Genomic DNA, 17,054 nt, shown 5'->3' on the forward strand with positions numbered 1-17,054 from the left:
AAACCGCATCGCTTTCTTCGCGGGTACACCCGCGAAGAAGCCAGCGCTGTTGACCGTTTTTTCACACCTCATCCGGATAATGCGCGGATCTCCGCCCATTACCCCAGGAACCCCGCATGTCATCACCCTCCAGCGCCTCGGCAACACCCAAGCGTCGTTTCTACCTGCGCTGGCCCTTCGGCCTGGCCGTGGCGGCCGTGATTGGCTATGGCGTGGCTGTGGCCATGCACTGGGATGACCGCGGCGCGCTGTGGCTCAAGGAAAGCTTTGAAAGCACCGCCGAGCGCAGCGTAAGCGTGTGGTTGCCGGATTACCGTGTCGACATCGATGCCAAGCCGCTGCCGGGGATGGACGATGACGAAGCCTCCGATGTGGCCTTCAACCCGCATACCCGCACCCTGTTTGCAGTGATGGGCAAGAACCCGTTCCTGGTCGAGCTGAACCTGGATGGCGAGGTCCTGCGCAAGATCCCGCTCAACGGCTGGAACAACCCGGAAGGCGTCGCGGTGCTGGAGGACGGCTACCTGGCCATTACCGACGAGCGCCTGCACGACCTGACCGTGGTCAAGGTGGATGCCCAGACCACCGCCCTGAACCATGATGACTTCCAGAGCCACGACCTGGGCCAGTCGGTGAAAAGCAACAAGGGCTTCGAGGCGGTTGCCTGGGACCCGCTGCGCCAGCGCCTGGTCATCGGCGAGGAGCGCCCGCCCAAGCTGTACACCTGGAACACCGATGGCCGCAGCCCGCTCACGGGTGACAAGCAGGTGTTGCCCAGCGATGAACTGGACCTGCGCAACCTCTCGGCGCTGAGTGTCGACCCGCGAACTGGCCATCTGCTGGTGCTGTCGGCGGATTCGAACATACTGCTGGAACTGGACGAGCAGGGCCAGCAGGTCAGCTTCATGACCTTGCTGGGCGGTTTCAATGGCCTGCGAGATACCATCCCGCGCGCCGAAGGGGTGGCCATGGACGACAAGGGCAACCTGTACATGGTCAGCGAGCCGGCCCTGTTCTATCGCTTCAGAAAAAACTAGCCTGAACATCCGACTTTTCGGATGCTGGCATTAAGCTTTGTTTCAGTTGTTCGTGGTTAGATTCGTCACCCCTATGTCGAGTCTGTACGCATGCGTCGTTTTGTTCGCCTTTCTCTTGTCGTAGCCGTTGCCGGCTTCCTTCTGCTCGGATGGGCCGGGCAGGAGTTCCGCCTGTTCGAGCGTGGCTGGTTCAACCTCAAGGCCTGGTGGCAGCCTGCGCAGCAGGGCATCGGCCTGGACCGCTACCGGGTAGTGGTCGAGGCGCAGCCGGTCGAAGGGCTGGATGATGACCTTTCGGCGCTGACCTACGACCCCGACCGCAAGACCCTGTTCACGGTCACCAATGCCCGTTCCGAACTGATCGAACTGTCGCTGGACGGTCGCATCCTGCGCCGGGTACCGCTGACCGGTTTCGGCGACCCGGAAGCCGTCGAGTATGTCGGGCCGAACAGCTATGTCATTACCGACGAGCGCCAGCAACGGCTGATTCGCGTGCGCCTCGATGATGACACCACGTTCCTCGATGCCGGCGATGCCGAGCAGCTGACCTTGGGCATAGGCCTGAACGGCAACAAGGGCTTCGAGGGGCTGGCCTACGATTCGGCAGGCAAGCGCCTGTTCGTGGCCAAGGAGCGCGATCCGATGCTGATCTACGAAGTGCATGGTTTTCCGCATGACAAGCCCGACCAGCCTTATGCGGTACACGTGGTACAAGACCGCAAGCGTGATTCACGGCTGTTCGTGCGCGACCTGTCGAGTTTGCAGTTCGATGAGCGCAGCGGGCATCTGCTGGCGTTGTCTGACGAGTCGCGGCTGGTGCTGGAGCTGGATGTGGAAGGCCGACCGCTGAGCACCCTGTCGTTGCGCAAGGGTTTCCAAGGGTTGCAGGCGACGGTGCCGCAGGCGGAGGGGATTGCGATGGATGAAGCGGGGACCATTTACCTGGTCAGTGAGCCGAACCTGTTCTATGTGTTCAAGCAGGTCGTAGAGTAAGGGGCGGGGCTGCTATGCAGCCCATCGCGACCCAAGGAGCGGCCTTGTGTCGCGACACGAGGGCCCTCGCGGAGGGTTACTCGGCCTTCAGGCTTTTCACGCCCTCGGACGTGCCCAGCAGCAGCAGGTCTGCCGGCCGCGCAGCGAACAGGCCGTTGGTGACCACGCCAACGATGGCGTTGATCTGTGCTTCCAGCTCCACCGGGTTGGTGATCTGTAGGTTGTGCACATCGAGGATCACGTTGCCGTTATCGGTGACCACACCCTCGCGATACACCGGGTCGCCGCCCAGCTTGACCAACTGGCGCGCCACGTGGCTGCGGGCCATGGGTATCACTTCGACCGGCAACGGGAACGCACCCAGCACTGGTACCAGCTTGCTGGCATCGGCGATGCAGATGAAGGTCTTGGCCACCGCGGCAACGATCTTCTCGCGGGTCAGGGCTGCACCACCGCCCTTGATCAGGTTCAGGTGCGCGTCGCTCTCGTCGGCACCGTCCACGTAGAACTCCAGTTCGCTGACGCTGTTGAGTTCGTAGACCGGGATACCATGGCCTTTCAGGCGCTGGGCGGTGGCTTCGGAGCTGGCGACCGCTCCGTCGAAGGCGGTCTTGTGCTGAGCCAGGGCGTCGATGAAGAAGTTGGCGGTCGAACCGGTACCGACGCCGACAACGCTCTTTTCATCCAGCTTGGGCAGAATGAAGTCGACAGCGGCCTGGGCGACGGCCTGTTTGAGTTGGTCCTGGGTCATGCGGGCTCCGAGAGGGGCAGGGCGGTTTTGAAAGGAGCCTAGTATAACGGCTCGCACGGCTTTGCTGTGGTCGCCCGACGTAGCGCTGGGGTAGACTCCAAGCCCTTGTCCCGCGGCCCAGTGATGCTTTCCCGATGCTCGAACAGTACGTCAAGAAGATCCTCACCTCGCGCGTCTACGACGTTGCGGTCGAAACCCCGCTGCAGAGCGCCGGGCAGCTGAGCAAGCGCCTGGGCAACCAGATCCTGCTCAAGCGTGAAGACCTGCAGCCAGTGTTCTCGTTCAAGATCCGCGGGGCCTACAACAAGCTGGCCCAACTGACTGCGCAAGAACTGGCCCGTGGCGTGGTCACCGCCTCGGCCGGCAACCACGCCCAGGGCTTGGCCCTGGCTGCGCGTGAAATGGGTATCAAGGCCACCATCGTGATGCCCAAGACCACCCCGGAGATCAAGATCGAAGGCGTGCGCTCGCGCGGCGGCAAGGTGGTGCTGCATGGCGACTCCTTCCCCGAGGCACTGGCCTATTCGCTGAAGCTGGTGGATGAAAAGGGCTTTGTCTACATCCACCCCTACGATGACCCGCACACCATTGCCGGGCAGGGCACCGTGGCCATGGAGATCCTGCGCCAGCACCCTGGCCAGCTGGATGCGATCTTCGTGCCCGTGGGCGGTGGCGGCCTGATCGCTGGTATTGCTGCTTACGTGAAGTACCTGCGCCCGGAAATCAAGGTGATCGGTGTCGAGCCGGATGATTCCAACTGCTTGCAGGCTGCCATGGCGGCTGGCGAACGCGTGGTACTGCCGCAGGTCGGGCTGTTTGCCGACGGCGTGGCGGTGGCGCAGATCGGCCAGCACACCTTCGATATCTGCCGTCTTCATGTGGACGAGGTGGTGACTGTCAGCACTGACGAGATCTGTGCCGCAATCAAGGATATCTATGACGATACCCGCTCGATCACCGAACCTGCCGGGGCCCTGGGCGTGGCCGGCATCAAGAAGTACGTCGAGCTGTACGGCGTCACCGGCCAGACCCTGGTGGCCATCGACTCGGGCGCCAACGTCAATTTCGACCGCCTGCGCCATGTGGCCGAACGTGCCGAGCTGGGGGAAAAGCGCGAAGCGATCATTGCCGTCACCATCCCGGAGCGCCCGGGTAGCTTCAAGGCGTTCTGCGAGGCTGTCGGCAAGCGTCAGATCACTGAATTCAACTACCGCAAGCATACCTCTGACGAAGCGCACATCTTCGTTGGCGTGCAGACCCACCCGGAAAACGACCCGCGCGCGGCGTTGGTACAGCAGCTGACCGAGCAGGGCTTCCCGGTGACCGACCTGACCGACAACGAACTGGCCAAGCTGCATATTCGCCACATGGTCGGTGGGCATTCGGCGGGTGCCAGCGACGAAATGGTCCTGCGCTTCGAGTTTCCCGAACGGCCGGGGGCGCTATTCAACTTCCTCAACAAGCTGGGCGGGCGCTGGAACATCTCGATGTTCCACTACCGCAACCATGGCGCGGCAGACGGGCGTGTGGTGGCAGGGTTGCAGGTACCGGAGGACGAGCGCCACCTGGTACCGGCGGCGCTGGCCAAGATCGGCTACCCGTACTGGGACGAGACTGATAACCCGGCCTACAAGCTGTTTTTGGGCTGAGCGGCTAAGCTAAGCCAGATCTCTCGCCTTGCAGGAGCGACCTTGTGTCGCGAAAGGGCCGCAAGGCTGCTCCTGCAAGGAAAAAGGCTGCTGCCAACATGGCCTGATAAAGGACAATTCGGACATGGAACACCTGACCACCTTCAAGACCCTGCACATCCTCGCCAGCGCAGTCCTGTTGCTGGGTGCCCTGGGCCTGGCGATCTGGACTGTACGCGCCCGTCGCCAGGGCGATGCCGAGGCCTACGCCAAGCTGCTGCGCCGGCCGCTGGTGTTCGTCTGGCTGGTGATGGGCCTGTGCCTGGCAAGCATGCCGATCACCGGCTGGTGGCTGGTACACCTGGTGGGCTGGCCGCTGGGGCAAGCCTGGGTGCTGGCTTCCAGCGTCATCTATATATTCGGCGCGTTTGCCGTATGGTGGCTGCTGGTGCGGCTGAACCGGCTGCGCAAGGCTGAGGTGGCAGGGTTGCGTTTTACCTTGGCACTGGCGGTGTTCAGTGCGGTTTGCTTCCTGTCCATTGCCGGGCTGATGGGTGCCAAGCCAGTCTGAAGGCCGGAACAGGAAAACCTCAATCCCGCAACGAGACCACCGGCCACCCGCGCTTCTCGGCCTCGGCCCGCAGCTTCGGGTCCGGGTCCACCGCCACCGCATGCGTCACCCGCCGCAGCAACGGCAAGTCATTCATCGAGTCGCTATAGAAGTAGCTGTCCTCAAGATCGAAGCCGTTCTCCAGCATCCAGCGTTCCAGCCGCGTCACCTTGCCTTCACGGAAACAGGGTATATCGGTACTACGCCCGGTATAACGGCCATCACGCATCTCGCATTCAGTCGCCAGCAACACGCGAACACCCAGGCGCCGGGCAATCGGCGCGGTGACGAAGCGGTTGGTGGCGGTGATGATCACCGGCTGGTCGCCCGCTTCACGGTGCTGCTCCAGCAAGGCCAGCGCCTTGGGCAGGATGATCGGCTCGATGCAGTCGCGCATGAAGTCGCGGTGCCATTCGTCGAGCTGGGCCACGGGCGTTGCCGCCAGGATCTCCATGGAAAAGGCCAGGTAGGCCTGCAGGTCCAGCGTGCCATTCAGGTAGTTCTGGTAGAAAGCATCGTTGCGTTGCTTGTAGGCAAGCGGGTCGACGATGCCGCGTTGGCACAGGTAATCACCCCAGGCATGGTCGCTGTCGCCACCGAGGAGGGTATTGTCCAGGTCGAATAAAGCCAGGCGCATTGCGGTCACTCGCATCAGCCACAAGATAGGCCCGCAGAATACGGAGTTTTCGCACGGCTGCACATAAGCTTGGCGGGCGCGTTGCTGCGCTCGCAAGCTTTGTGGAACAATGCGGTGACATGCGTTTGCGAGGTTGCTGCCGTGATCGACCCGGATGGTTTTCGCCCCAATGTCGGGATCATTCTCACGAATGATGCCGGGCAGGTGCTATGGGCTCGACGGATCAACCAGGATGCCTGGCAATTTCCCCAGGGTGGCATCAACCCTGACGAGACGCCGGAAGACGCCCTGTACCGCGAGCTGAACGAAGAAGTTGGCCTGGAACGCGATGATGTGGAAATTCTTGCCTGCACCCGTGGCTGGTTGCGTTATCGTTTACCTCAGCGGCTGGTGCGTACGCATAGCCAGCCGCTGTGCATCGGCCAGAAGCAGAAGTGGTTCCTGCTGCGCCTGGTCAGCAACGAACAGCGGGTGCGGATGGACCTGACCGGCAAGCCGGAGTTCGACGGCTGGCGTTGGGTCAGCTATTGGTACCCGCTGGGCCAGGTTGTGACATTCAAGCGCGAGGTGTACCGACGCGCCCTGAAAGAGCTAGCACCGCGTCTGCTGACGCGCGACTGACGACGGAGTTCGACCCCGAGCCATGCTCAATACGCTGCGCAAGATCGTCCAGGAAGTAAACTCCGCCAAAGATCTCAAGTCGGCGTTGGGGATCATTGTCTTGCGTGTCAAGGAGGCCATGGGCAGTCAGGTCTGCTCGGTCTACCTGCTCGACCCGGAAACCAACCGCTTCGTGCTGATGGCCAGCGAAGGCTTGAACAAGCGCTCCATCGGCAAGGTCAGCATGGCCCCGAACGAAGGCCTGGTTGGCCTTGTCGGTACCCGGGAAGAGCCGCTGAACCTGGAAAACGCTGCCGATCACCCGCGTTACCGCTACTTCGCCGAAACCGGTGAAGAGAAATTCGCCTCCTTCCTTGGTGCGCCGATCATCCACCACCGCCGCGTGGTCGGGGTACTGGTCATTCAGCAAAAGGAGCGGCGCCAGTTCGACGAGGGCGAAGAAGCCTTCCTGGTCACCATGAGCGCGCAACTGGCCGGGGTTATCGCCCACGCCGAGGCGACCGGCTCGATCCGCGGCCTGGGCCGCCAGGGCAAGGGCATCCAGGAAGCGCGCTTCGTCGGTGTGCCGGGCTCGCCTGGCGCCGCCGTGGGGCGCGCCGTGGTGATGCTGCCGCCGGCCGACCTGGAAGTGGTACCGGACAAGACCGTCGATGACATCGACGCCGAACTGAACCTGTTCCAGAACGCCCTTGAAGGCGTGCGCGACGACATGCGCAAGCTGTCCGCCAAGCTGGCCACCCAGCTGCGCCCGGAAGAACGCGCGTTGTTCGACGTTTACCTGATGATGCTCGAAGACGCGGCCCTGGGCGGTGAAGTGACCGAAGTCATCAAGACCGGCCAGTGGGCCCAGGGCGCGCTGCGCCAGGTGGTGGGTGAGCACGTCAACCGCTTCGAGCTGATGGACGATGACTACCTGCGCGAGCGCGCCTCCGACGTCAAGGACCTTGGCCGACGCCTGCTGGCCTACCTGCAGGAAGCCCGCTCGCAGTCGCTGGTGTATGCCGACAACACCATTCTGGTCAGTGAAGAGCTGACCCCGGCGATGCTCGGCGAAGTGCCGGAAGGCAAGCTGGTCGGCCTGGTCTCGGTGCTGGGCTCGGGCAACTCCCACGTCGCCATCCTGGCCCGTGCCATGGGCATCCCGACGGTGATGGGCCTGGTCGATTTGCCCTATTCCAAGGTCGACGGCATCGAGATGATCGTCGACGGCTACAAGGGCGAAGTGTTCACCAACCCCAGCGAAGTACTGCGCAAGCAGTACAGCGATGTGGTCGAAGAAGAACGCCAGCTGGCGCGCGGCCTGGATGCCTTGCGCGAACTGCCATGCGTGACCCCGGATGGCCACCGCATGCCGCTGTGGGTCAACACCGGCCTGCTCGCCGACGTGGCCCGTGCCCAGCAGCGCGGCGCCGAAGGGGTGGGCCTGTACCGCACCGAAGTGCCGTTCATGATCAACCAGCGCTTCCCCAGCGAGAAGGAGCAACTGGCCATCTACCGCGAGCAGCTGGCGGCATTCCATCCGCTCCCGGTGACCATGCGTACCCTCGACATCGGCGGTGACAAATCGCTGTCGTACTTCCCGATCAAGGAAGAAAACCCGTTCCTCGGCTGGCGTGGCATCCGCGTCACCCTCGACCACCCGGAAATCTTCCTGGTGCAGACCCGCGCCATGCTCAAGGCCAGCGAGGGCCTGAACAACCTGCGCATCCTGTTGCCGATGATCTCCAGCATCCATGAGCTGGAAGAGGCGCTGCACCTGATCCACCGCGCCTGGGGCGAGGTGCGTGATGAAGGTACCGATGTGCCCATGCCGCCGGTGGGCGTGATGGTGGAAATTCCCGCGGCGGTGTACCAGACCAAGGAGCTGGCGCGGCAGGTCGACTTCCTGTCGGTCGGCTCCAACGACCTGACCCAGTACCTGCTGGCCGTAGACCGTAACAACCCGCGTGTGGCTGATTTGTACGATTACCTGCACCCGGCGGTGCTGCAAGCGCTCAACACGGTGGTGCGCGACGCTCATGGCGAAGGCAAGCCGGTGAGTATCTGTGGCGAGATGGCCGGTGACCCGGCGGCGGCGATCCTGTTGATGGCAATGGGCTTCGACAGTCTGTCGATGAACGCCACCAACCTGCCGAAAGTGAAATGGATGTTGCGTCAGGTGAACCTGAGCAAGGCCAAGGAGCTGTTGGTGGAAGCCCTGAGCCATGACAACCCGCAGGTTATCCACAGCTCGCTGCAGCTGGCCCTGAAGAACCTGGGGCTGGCGCGCATGATCGGGCCAGGGGCCAATAAGACCTTGTGAATTGCCGGGGCTGCAAAGCGGCCCCATGGCCCTCAAAGCAAAAGGTCAACTTCCCCCAGGTGCCCGCCAAACGGGCCGAAACTGCGCTCGACAAGCCGCCTTCTGCCGTGATCGTCGACCATCAGCACGGTACTCGCCCGGGTTCCATAGTTCTGGCTGGCAATGAACACGCTTGACAGCAGTTTCTCGGTCGCCAATCCCACACCGGTCTCCGGCAACTCGCCTTCCGGCGCAGGTTCGGTATCGGCCAGCAAGGCCAGCAACCGCTGCGGGTCCGCTGTGGCCAGCAAGCCCTCAAGCCCGCTCCGCGCTTTCACCAGCTTTGGCCACGGCGTATCCAGCCTGGCATTGGACAACCCGTACACCCCGGCCTCAAGCAAGCGCGGTGCGGCATCCCGGGCATGCACGTAGCCAAGCTGGCGGCTATCGCCCACCAGCAGGTTGAAACCCGCATACTGTCCGCTGCGGCTGGCCACCTGATCCAGATACGCCTCGACCCCCAGCTCACCCTGCAGGTAGGCCGCTACCAGCTCGCCGCGTGAACGTGGACCCAGCGCTTGCCCTGGATCGCGAATGTTGGTCAGCGCCGCGAAACGCCCCTGCGGCCCCACTCCCAGCCAGGTTCCGCCGGCTTCCAGGTCGCGCCCGGCATACACCCCCGGTGCGTCTGTCCAGGCTGCCAGGGCCTGGGTAGGGCGGGCATAGAACTCGTCGCGGTTGGCCGCCACGACCAGCGGCAGGGCATGCCCTGGTCGCCAGGCGAATACGATCAGGCACATCGTTCGAGCCTCTGTGTGTTTTAGCCACTGTACTAACAGCGGCGGGGCTGATCCATCCTGACACAGACTTCACTAGAGCGCCGAGCCCGGCTTCCGTTACCATGCCGGATTGTTTTTTCGGGGAAGACGAATGGAATTCGTACTCTATCTTTTGTTGGGCGCCTGTGCCGGTGTGCTGGCCGGGCTGTTCGGCGTAGGCGGCGGTATCATCATCGTGCCGGTGCTGGTGTTCAGCTTCACCTTGCAGGGTTTCGATGCCTCGGTGCTGACGCATCTGGCGGTCGGCACTTCGCTGGCAACCATCGTCTTTACCTCGATCAATGCCGTGCTCGAACACCACCGCAAGGGCGCAGTGCAGTGGCCGATCTTCGCCTGGATGACACTCGGCATTCTCATTGGCGCCGGAGTCGGCGCCAAGACCGCCTCGCTGATCCAGGGGCCGCTGCTGCAGAAGATCATTGGCGTGTTCGCCCTGGTCATCGCCGCGCAGATGGCGCTGGACCTCAAGCCCAAGGCCAGCCGTGGCATCCCCGGCAAGCCCGCGCTGGTTGGTGCCGGCGGGGTGATCGGCTGGGCCTCGGCCATCTTCGGCATCGGCGGTGGTTCGCTAACCGTGCCGTTCCTGACCTGGCGCAGCCTGCCCATGCAGCAGGCAGTGGCCACATCTTCGGCCTGTGGCCTGCCGATTGCGCTGGCCAGTGCCCTGAGTTTCATGCTGCTGGGCTGGCATGAGGCGCACCTGCCGGCCCATAGCCTGGGTTATGTCTACTTGCCGGCGCTGGTCGGCATTGCCGTGACCAGCATGTTTTTCGCCCGCTTCGGTGCGCGGCTGGCGCACAAATTGTCGCCACGCTTGCTGAAGCGCCTGTTCGCAGCCTTGCTGTTCTGCGTCGGGCTCAGCTTTCTGATTTGAACCGAGAGGAAGTTCCATGCTGCCTTACCCGCAGATAGACCCCGTGGCCGTTGCCATCGGGCCGCTGAAAATCCATTGGTACGGCCTGATGTACCTGGTCGGCATAGGGGGTGCCTGGCTGCTCGCCTCGCGCCGGCTGAACCGTTTCGACCCCACCTGGACGCGCGAAAAACTCTCCGACCTGGTGTTCTGGCTGTCGATGGGGGTGATCGTCGGTGGCCGGCTGGGCTATGTGCTGTTCTACGACCTGCACGCCTACCTGGCCAACCCGACGCTGATCTTCGAGGTCTGGAAAGGCGGCATGTCGTTCCACGGCGGCTTCATTGGCGTGATGCTGGCGGCCTTGTGGTTCGGCAAGCGCAACAACAAGTCGTTCTTCGAACTGATGGACTTCGTCGCCCCGCTGGTACCAATCGGCCTGGGCGCCGGGCGCATCGGCAACTTCATCAACGCCGAACTGTGGGGCAAGCCGACCGATGTGCCATGGGCGATGATCTTCCCGCCGTTCAGCGACCCTGCACAGTTGCCGCGCCATCCGTCGCAGCTGTACCAGTTCGCCCTTGAGGGCGTGGCGCTGTTTGTCATCCTCTGGCTGTTCTCGCGCAAGCCGCGACCGACCATGGCGGTTTCCGGGATGTTCGCGTTGTTCTACGGCATCTTCCGCTTCATCGTCGAATTCGTCCGCGTACCGGATGCCCAGCTCGGCTACCTGGCCTGGGGCTGGCTGACCATGGGTCAGATTCTGTGCGTACCGATGGTCCTCGCTGGCCTCGGCCTGATCTGGTGGGCTTATAATCGCAAGCCCACGGCGAAACCCGCCTGACTAATCCCACGGCTGGGGCGATCCCCCAGCCGTTCTTGCTACAGGTAAGCCATGAAACAGTATCTGGACCTGGTCCGCGACGTCATCGAAAACGGCACGCTGCAGGGCAACCGCACCGGCATCCGCACCATCAGCCTGCCGGGCGCCATGCTGCGTTTCGATTTGCAGAAGGGCTTCCCGGCCATCACCACGCGCAAGCTGGCGTTCAAGTCGGCGATCGGCGAAATGGTCGGTTTCCTGCGCGGTGTGAAGAACGCCGGTGAATTCCGCGAGCTCGGCTGCAAGGTCTGGGACCAGAACGCCAACGAAAACGCCCAGTGGCTGGCCAACCCGTTCCGCCAGGGCCAGGATGACCTGGGCGAGATCTACGGCGTGCAGTGGCGCCAGTGGCCTGGCTACAAGCGCATCCCGTTGAGCAACCCGGCAGCCATCGAGATGGCCGAGAAGGCGGGTTTCCGTCGCATCGCCCAGGACGAGGAAAACGGCGTCGCCTTCGTCATCCTGTACAAAGCCATCGACCAGGTGCGTCAGTGCCTGGACACCATCGCCAATGACCCGGGCAGCCGGCGCATCCTGTTCCACGGCTGGAACTGCGCGCAGCTGGACGAAATGGCGCTGCCGCCCTGCCACCTGCTGTACCAGTTTCACCCGAATGTAGAGACTAAGGAAATTTCCCTGACCCTCTACATCCGTTCCAACGACCTGGGCCTGGGTACACCGTTCAATCTCACCGAAGGTGCGGCGCTGCTGTCGCTGTTCGGCCGCCTGACCGGCTACACCCCGCGTTGGTTCACCTACTTCATCGGCGATGCCCATGTGTATGAAAACCACCTCGACATGCTCAACGAGCAGCTCAGGCGCGAGCCGCTGGAAGCGCCGAAGCTGGTGATCAGCGACCGCGTGCCGGCGTTCGCCGATACGGGCAGGTACGAGCCGGAGTGGCTGGAGAAGATCGAGCCGAGTGATTTCTGGCTGGAAGGGTATGAGCACCATGCGCCGATGACGGCGCCGATGGCGGTGTGATGTTCTGAATCGCCGGGGCGCAGAAGCAGCCCCGGAATTCTCAATGCCCGTGGCTTCGCCCCACATGCGAATGCTCGGTATCCGGCACCGATACTGCCCCATTCGTCTCCAGCTGCTGCAAAATCGCGCATTCTGCCCCTTGCGTATTGCAGCGCCTGCGCAATTCCACAAGCTGCTGCTGCAGCGCCACCAGACCATCGATCCGCGCCTGCACGTGCTCGATGTGCTCGTCGATCAACGCATTTACGCTGCCGCAAGAACCCTCCGGGCTGTCGCGCAGGCGTAGCAGGCTGCGGATTTCGTCGAGGGTCATGTCCAGGGTGCGGCAGTTGCGGATGAAGGTCAGCCGCTCGACGTGAGCCTGGGTGTACAACCGGTAGTTGCCTTCTGTACGTGCCGGCTCCGGCAGCAGCTGTTCGCGTTCGTAGTAGCGGATGGTTTCCACGGCGCAATCAGTGGCCTTGGCCAGTTCTCCGATCTTCATCAGCAAATCTCCAGCAAGTGGCTTGACCCTATAGTGGCTACAGGGTGTTCACTTGGCAACAGGCTCATATTAAGGACGAACCCATGAACCAGCCTGTCAGCCACGAACACAAGCATCACCACCACGCCCACAGCTGCTGTGAAGCCACCGTTGCGCCCGCCAAGGTACAGGTGAGCGGAAAGGCCAGCAGCCATGCCCAGCTCAGCCGCTTCCGCATCGAGGCCATGGACTGCCCGACCGAGCAAACGCTGATCCAGGACAAGCTGGGCAAGCTTGCGGGTGTCGAGCAGCTGGAATTCAACCTGATAAATCGCGTACTCGGCGTGCGTCACACCTTGAACGGCACTGCCGAAATCGAGCAGGCGATCGACAGCCTGGGCATGAAAGCCGAGCCGCTTGGCAGTGCAGATGACGGCACCGCCAGCGCGCCGCAATCGGCCAGGGCTCGCTGGTGGCCGCTGGCTTTGTCGGCTGTCGCCGCGCTCGCCGCCGAAATTGTGCACTTTGCGGCGCTAGCCCCGGAATGGGTGGTGGCGGCACTGGCGCTGGCGGCAATCCTTGGCTGTGGCCTGGGTACCTACAAGAAGGGCTGGATCGCTCTCAAGAACCGCAACCTCAATATCAACGCGCTGATGAGCATTGCCGTGACCGGCGCCGTGCTGATCGGTCAGTGGCCGGAAGCCGCCATGGTGATGGTGCTGTTCACCGTCGCCGAACTGATCGAAGCCCGTTCGCTGGACCGGGCGCGCAATGCCATCGGCGGCCTGATGCAGCTCGCCCCGGACATGGCCACCGTGCGCCAAGCCGATGGCCAATGGCGTGAAGTGGAGGTGCGTGAGGTGACCATCGGTGCCTTGGTGCGGGTGCGCCCCGGCGAGCGGATTGGCCTGGACGGCGAAGTGACCAGCGGACAATCCAGCGTCGATCAGGCGCCGATCACCGGCGAAAGCCTGCCAGTGGAAAAGGCGGTGGGGGACAAACTGTTCGCCGGCACCATCAACCAGGCGGGCGCACTGGAGTTTCGCGTTACCGCAGCTGCCGGGCAATCGACCCTGGCGCGGATCATCAAGGCGGTCGAGGAAGCGCAAGGTGCTCGGGCGCCTACCCAGCGGTTCGTCGACCGCTTCTCGCGCATCTACACGCCGGTGGTATTCGCCATTGCATTGGCCGTGGCGGTAATACCGCCGCTGTTCATGGCCGGCGCCTGGTTCGACTGGGTCTATCGCGCCCTGGTGCTGCTGGTGGTGGCATGCCCGTGTGCCTTGGTGATCTCGACCCCGGTAACCATCGTCAGCGGGCTGGCCGCCGCCGCGCGCAAAGGCATCCTGATCAAGGGCGGCGTGTATCTGGAGGGCGGCCGCCATCTGGACTTCCTGGCGCTGGACAAGACCGGCACGATCACCCATGGCAAGCCCGTGCAGACCGACGCCAAGGTGCTGGAGCCGCTGTACGAAGGCCGCGCCCAGGCCCTGGCCGCCAGCCTGGGCGAGCGTTCGGACCACCCGGTGTCCCGCGCCATCGCCCAGTTCGGCAAGCAACAAGGCCTGGCCCTGGCCGAGGTCGAGAATTTCGCCGCCCTGGCCGGCCGAGGTGTGCGAGGCAGCATTGCGGGTGAGGTCTACCACCTGGGCAACCACCGCATGGTCGAGGAGTTGGGCCTGTGCTCGCCGCAGCTGGAAGCTCAGCTGGATGCGCTGGAATGTCAGGGCAAGACCGTGGTGCTGCTGCTCGACCGCACCGGCCCCTTGGCCTTGTTTGCCGTGGCCGATACGGTCAAGGACAGCAGCCGTCAGGCCATCGTCGAACTGCACGAGTTGGGCATCAAGACCGTGATGTTGACCGGTGACAATCCGCACACCGCACAGGCCATCGCTGCCGTGGTCGGGATCGACCGCGCCGAAGGCAACCTGCTGCCTGCCGACAAGCTGAGCAGCATCGAAGCGTTGTACGCCCAAGGCCATCGGGTGGGCATGGTCGGCGACGGCATCAACGATGCCCCGGCACTGGCCCGCGCCGAGATCGGTTTTGCCATGGCGGCGGCCGGTACCGACACCGCCATCGAAACCGCCGATGTTGCGCTGATGGACGACGACTTGCGGAAAATCCCTGCCTTCGTCAGGCTGTCGCGGCAAAGTGCGGCGATCCTCATGCAGAACATCGTTCTGGCGTTGGGTATCAAGGCGATATTCCTGGCGATCACCTTTGCCGGCATGGCCACCATGTGGATGGCGGTATTTGCCGACATGGGCGTCAGCCTGCTGGTGGTATTCAACGGCTTGCGCCTGTTGCGCAAATAGAGGACCTGCATGCTGAGTTCGGAGCTCAAAGCCTTCTACATGGTAGCCCGCCTGGGCAGCATCACCCTTGCGGCGAAGAAGCTCGGACTCAGCCAGCCTACGGTGACCACGCAGATTCGTAACCTGGAAAGCCAGTACGCAGTGGAGCTGTTCTACCGCGGCGGACGGCGCCTGGTGTTGAGCGAGGAGGGCGGGCGACTGCTGCCGATGGTCAAGGCGCTGCTGCAGCAGGAGGCCGACATCGAGTTCGAATTGCGCAACAGCGGCCAGGCTCAGGGCAGCTTGCGCATTGCCGCCACGGCGCCTTACTACATTCTCGACCTGGTGAAGATCTTCCGTGAGCGCCTGCCGCAGGTGGACGTGGCGGTGGAAATCGGCAACTCGCAGCAGGTACTGGAAATGCTCGAGGAGTACCGAGTGGATATTGCTGCTTCGTCGCAGCTGGTGGAGGATGCGCGGTTGGTGCGGCGGGTGCTGGGGACCGACCCGTTGGTGGTGGCGGTGCACCGCAATCATCCATTGGCCCAACGCCAGGCGGTGTCGATCGAGGCGGTGGTCGGGCATTGCCTGCTGCTGCGCGAAAAGGGTTCGACCACACGCAAGCTGACCGAGCAGATGCTGCGGGACGCAGGGGTGATGGCTGGAACGTTGCTGGAAATCGGCAGCCGTGAGTCGATCCGCGAGGCGGTTTTGCGCAATATCGGCATCAGTGTGATTGCCCGGCACGAGGTGCCGCACAACCCCGAGTTGCGCGTGCTGACGCTGGAAAACGCGCCGGTGATGCACGAGTACCTGTATTGCCTGAAGGAGCGGCGCCAGGCCCGGTTGCCGGCGGCCTTCCTCGGGGTTGCGCAGGAAGTGGCCGGTTCACAGTTCTAGATTTGTGTTGGCTTCTTCCCGGGTAAATCCGCTCCCCAGGTACTGCACAGCCTTCAGATGCGGCGCGATCCCCGTGGGAGCGGGTTTACCCGCGAAGAGGCCCGCGAAGGCCACTGCAAAATCTGCCTATATCACTATCACCGGCTTTTGCCCTAAAGCCACAGAACCTTCGCACAGCCTTTCTAGCATGGCCCCCATCTCTTCGATGAGGCCCTGCCATGAATTCCTCCACCCCTGGCGCACAGATGAAAGTGCGCAACATCCACAAGCGCTTCGGTGCCTTCACCGCGCTCAATGATGTCTCGCTGGACATCGCCGCCGGCGAGCTGGTGTGCCTGCTGGGCCCGTCCGGCTGCGGCAAGACCACCCTGCTGCGCTGCATCGCCGGGTTGGAGCGCCAGGACAGCGGCACGCTGTACATCGGCGCGCGCGATGTCTCGAGGCTGCCACCCCAGGCACGTGACTACGGCATCCTGTTCCAGTCCTACGCGTTGTTTCCCAACCTGACCGTCGAAGCCAACATTGCCTACGGGCTGACCGGCAACGGCCGCGACCAGGCGCGTCAACGGGTGGCGGAAATGCTGGCGCTGGTAGGCCTGGTCGGTAGCGAGAAAAAGTATCCCGGCCAGCTCTCGGGTGGCCAGCAGCAGCGCGTGGCCCTGGCCCGCGCGCTGGCGCCGTCGCCCTCCCTGCTGCTGCTCGACGAGCCGATGTCGGCGCTGGATGCCAGGGTGCGTGAGCACCTGTGCAGCGAACTGCGCCAGCTGCAGCGCCAGCTGGGCATCACTACGTTGATGGTGACCCACAACCAGGACGAAGCCATGCTGATGGCCGACCGCATTGCGGTGATGAACAACGGCCAGGTCGAGCAGTACGCCACGCCACAGGACATCTACGATAAGCCCGCCACGCCGTTCGTCGCCGAATTCGTCGGCCAGGGCAACTGGTTGCCGTTCCGGCGCAGTGGCGACAGCCATGCCCGGGTTGGTGACATGAACATGCGCCTGGTGCCGGGTTCAGCCCTGGCCAACAGTGGCCGGTTGTTCTGTCGCCCGGAGGCGATCACGGTCAACCCGACGGTGCACGAAGACAACCTGTTCCCGGCGTTGGTCCGCGAGATCACTTTTCTCGGCAACCGCTGCCGCATGAGCTTCGAACTCAAGGCCCTGCCAGGTCATGCGCTGCTGGCCGAGCTGGCCCCCGAGGCCATGCCACGGCTGGGCTCGCAGGACATCTGGGTGGCACTGCCGCCGCAGCGCCTGCAGGTGTTTGCCTGA

At 63.4% G+C, this 17,054-nt stretch carries 16 protein-coding genes; 12 read left to right on the plus strand and 4 right to left on the minus strand.

All coding sequences use genetic code 11. The annotated features are described in order from the left end of the window. Positions 1 to 116: 116 nt before the first annotated feature. Positions 117 to 1,037, plus strand: a complete 921-nt coding sequence (locus B4L76_RS11645; protein WP_296232610.1) for an SdiA-regulated domain-containing protein — start codon at positions 117 to 119, stop codon at positions 1,035 to 1,037. Between the two features lie 90 nt (positions 1,038 to 1,127). After that, positions 1,128 to 2,030: an SdiA-regulated domain-containing protein gene (locus tag B4L76_RS11650; RefSeq protein WP_296232611.1), complete on the plus strand. Its 903-nt coding sequence runs from the start codon at positions 1,128 to 1,130 to the stop codon at positions 2,028 to 2,030. Positions 2,031 to 2,106: 76 nt separating this feature from the next. On the opposite strand, the gene rpiA is transcribed toward B4L76_RS11650, so the two are convergent. After that, entirely contained in the window at positions 2,107 to 2,781 is a 675-nt protein-coding gene (rpiA, locus tag B4L76_RS11655; protein WP_013974672.1) for a ribose-5-phosphate isomerase RpiA, read from the minus strand. Between the two features lie 134 nt (positions 2,782 to 2,915). Between rpiA and ilvA the strand changes: the two genes are divergently transcribed. Both ilvA and B4L76_RS11665 read left to right on the plus strand, forming a co-directional pair. Then, positions 2,916 to 4,430 carry a threonine ammonia-lyase, biosynthetic gene (ilvA, locus tag B4L76_RS11660; RefSeq protein ID WP_296232614.1) on the plus strand — a complete coding sequence of 505 codons (1,515 nt, stop codon included), beginning with the start codon at positions 2,916 to 2,918 and terminating at the stop codon, positions 4,428 to 4,430. A gap of 124 nt (positions 4,431 to 4,554) precedes the next feature. Further along, positions 4,555 to 4,980, plus strand: coding sequence for a DUF2269 domain-containing protein (locus B4L76_RS11665; protein WP_296232615.1), 426 nt, complete (start codon positions 4,555 to 4,557; stop codon positions 4,978 to 4,980). Between the two features lie 19 nt (positions 4,981 to 4,999). Here B4L76_RS11665 and B4L76_RS11670 read toward each other — a convergent pair whose 3' ends face one another. After that, complete coding sequence (locus B4L76_RS11670; protein WP_296232617.1) at positions 5,000 to 5,656, minus strand: HAD family hydrolase; 657 nt, start codon at positions 5,654 to 5,656, stop codon at positions 5,000 to 5,002. Between the two features lie 141 nt (positions 5,657 to 5,797). Between B4L76_RS11670 and B4L76_RS11675 the strand changes: the two genes are divergently transcribed. Then, a complete protein-coding gene (locus tag B4L76_RS11675; RefSeq protein WP_003249017.1) occupies positions 5,798 to 6,277 on the plus strand; it encodes an RNA pyrophosphohydrolase in 480 nt (159 codons plus the stop codon). Positions 6,278 to 6,299: 22 nt separating this feature from the next. Continuing rightward, the gene (gene ptsP, locus B4L76_RS11680) at positions 6,300 to 8,579 is read left to right on the plus strand and encodes a phosphoenolpyruvate--protein phosphotransferase (protein WP_296232626.1); all 2,280 of its coding nucleotides are present in this window, start codon (positions 6,300 to 6,302) and stop codon (positions 8,577 to 8,579) included. A 32-nt stretch (positions 8,580 to 8,611) separates the two neighbouring features. On the opposite strand, the gene B4L76_RS11685 is transcribed toward ptsP, so the two are convergent. After that, positions 8,612 to 9,358 carry an NRDE family protein gene (locus B4L76_RS11685; RefSeq protein ID WP_296232627.1) on the minus strand — a complete coding sequence of 249 codons (747 nt, stop codon included), beginning with the start codon at positions 9,356 to 9,358 and terminating at the stop codon, positions 8,612 to 8,614. A 130-nt stretch (positions 9,359 to 9,488) separates the two neighbouring features. On the opposite strand from B4L76_RS11685, the gene B4L76_RS11690 reads away from it, so the two are divergent. From B4L76_RS11690 to B4L76_RS11700, 3 genes are read left to right on the plus strand one after another with little or no spacing between them, the layout of a single operon-like run. Then, positions 9,489 to 10,271, plus strand: a complete 783-nt coding sequence (locus tag B4L76_RS11690) for a sulfite exporter TauE/SafE family protein (RefSeq protein ID WP_296232628.1) — start codon at positions 9,489 to 9,491, stop codon at positions 10,269 to 10,271. Positions 10,272 to 10,287: 16 nt separating this feature from the next. Further along, a complete protein-coding gene (gene lgt / locus B4L76_RS11695; RefSeq protein ID WP_296232630.1) occupies positions 10,288 to 11,094 on the plus strand; it encodes a prolipoprotein diacylglyceryl transferase in 807 nt (268 codons plus the stop codon). Between the two features lie 51 nt (positions 11,095 to 11,145). Then, the gene (locus B4L76_RS11700; protein ID WP_296232631.1) at positions 11,146 to 12,117 is read left to right on the plus strand and encodes a thymidylate synthase; all 972 of its coding nucleotides are present in this window, start codon (positions 11,146 to 11,148) and stop codon (positions 12,115 to 12,117) included. Between the two features lie 40 nt (positions 12,118 to 12,157). Here the strand turns inward: B4L76_RS11700 and cadR are convergent, their stop codons facing one another. Further along, positions 12,158 to 12,601 carry a cadmium resistance transcriptional regulator CadR gene (cadR, locus tag B4L76_RS11705; RefSeq protein ID WP_296232633.1) on the minus strand — a complete coding sequence of 148 codons (444 nt, stop codon included), beginning with the start codon at positions 12,599 to 12,601 and terminating at the stop codon, positions 12,158 to 12,160. Between the two features lie 83 nt (positions 12,602 to 12,684). Here cadR and B4L76_RS11710 point away from each other — a divergent pair, with 83 nt between their 5' ends. From B4L76_RS11710 to B4L76_RS11720, 3 genes are all read left to right on the plus strand, one after another. After that, complete coding sequence (locus tag B4L76_RS11710) at positions 12,685 to 14,898, plus strand: heavy metal translocating P-type ATPase (protein WP_296232634.1); 2,214 nt, start codon at positions 12,685 to 12,687, stop codon at positions 14,896 to 14,898. Between the two features lie 9 nt (positions 14,899 to 14,907). Further along, positions 14,908 to 15,777 (plus strand): LysR family transcriptional regulator, encoded by an 870-nt coding sequence (locus tag B4L76_RS11715; RefSeq protein WP_296232636.1) that lies wholly within the window; start codon positions 14,908 to 14,910, stop codon positions 15,775 to 15,777. Positions 15,778 to 15,995: 218 nt separating this feature from the next. Continuing rightward, entirely contained in the window at positions 15,996 to 17,054 is a 1,059-nt protein-coding gene (locus tag B4L76_RS11720; RefSeq protein WP_296232637.1) for a putative 2-aminoethylphosphonate ABC transporter ATP-binding protein, read from the plus strand.

Origin of the sequence: Pseudomonas sp. UBA4617 (assembly GCF_002386445.1) — a bacterium.
Lineage (GTDB): Bacteria > Pseudomonadota > Gammaproteobacteria > Pseudomonadales > Pseudomonadaceae > Aquipseudomonas.

Bases quoted from the DNA above. Each gene is read 5' to 3' on its own strand.
- B4L76_RS11645 (WP_296232610.1), top strand. From the start codon at position 117: ATGTCATCACCCTCCAGCGCCTCGGCAACACCCAAGCGTCGTTTCTAC.
- B4L76_RS11650 (WP_296232611.1), top strand. From the start codon at position 1,128: ATGCGTCGTTTTGTTCGCCTTTCTCTTGTCGTAGCCGTTGCCGGCTTC.
- rpiA (WP_013974672.1), bottom strand. From the start codon at position 2,781: ATGACCCAGGACCAACTCAAACAGGCCGTCGCCCAGGCCGCTGTCGAC.
- ilvA (WP_296232614.1), top strand. From the start codon at position 2,916: ATGCTCGAACAGTACGTCAAGAAGATCCTCACCTCGCGCGTCTACGAC.
- B4L76_RS11665 (WP_296232615.1), top strand. From the start codon at position 4,555: ATGGAACACCTGACCACCTTCAAGACCCTGCACATCCTCGCCAGCGCA.
- B4L76_RS11670 (WP_296232617.1), bottom strand. From the start codon at position 5,656: ATGCGCCTGGCTTTATTCGACCTGGACAATACCCTCCTCGGTGGCGAC.
- ptsP (WP_296232626.1), top strand. From the start codon at position 6,300: ATGCTCAATACGCTGCGCAAGATCGTCCAGGAAGTAAACTCCGCCAAA.
- B4L76_RS11685 (WP_296232627.1), bottom strand. From the start codon at position 9,358: ATGTGCCTGATCGTATTCGCCTGGCGACCAGGGCATGCCCTGCCGCTG.
- B4L76_RS11690 (WP_296232628.1), top strand. From the start codon at position 9,489: ATGGAATTCGTACTCTATCTTTTGTTGGGCGCCTGTGCCGGTGTGCTG.
- lgt (WP_296232630.1), top strand. From the start codon at position 10,288: ATGCTGCCTTACCCGCAGATAGACCCCGTGGCCGTTGCCATCGGGCCG.
- B4L76_RS11700 (WP_296232631.1), top strand. From the start codon at position 11,146: ATGAAACAGTATCTGGACCTGGTCCGCGACGTCATCGAAAACGGCACG.
- cadR (WP_296232633.1), bottom strand. From the start codon at position 12,601: ATGAAGATCGGAGAACTGGCCAAGGCCACTGATTGCGCCGTGGAAACC.
- B4L76_RS11710 (WP_296232634.1), top strand. From the start codon at position 12,685: ATGAACCAGCCTGTCAGCCACGAACACAAGCATCACCACCACGCCCAC.
- B4L76_RS11715 (WP_296232636.1), top strand. From the start codon at position 14,908: ATGCTGAGTTCGGAGCTCAAAGCCTTCTACATGGTAGCCCGCCTGGGC.
- B4L76_RS11720 (WP_296232637.1), top strand. From the start codon at position 15,996: ATGAATTCCTCCACCCCTGGCGCACAGATGAAAGTGCGCAACATCCAC.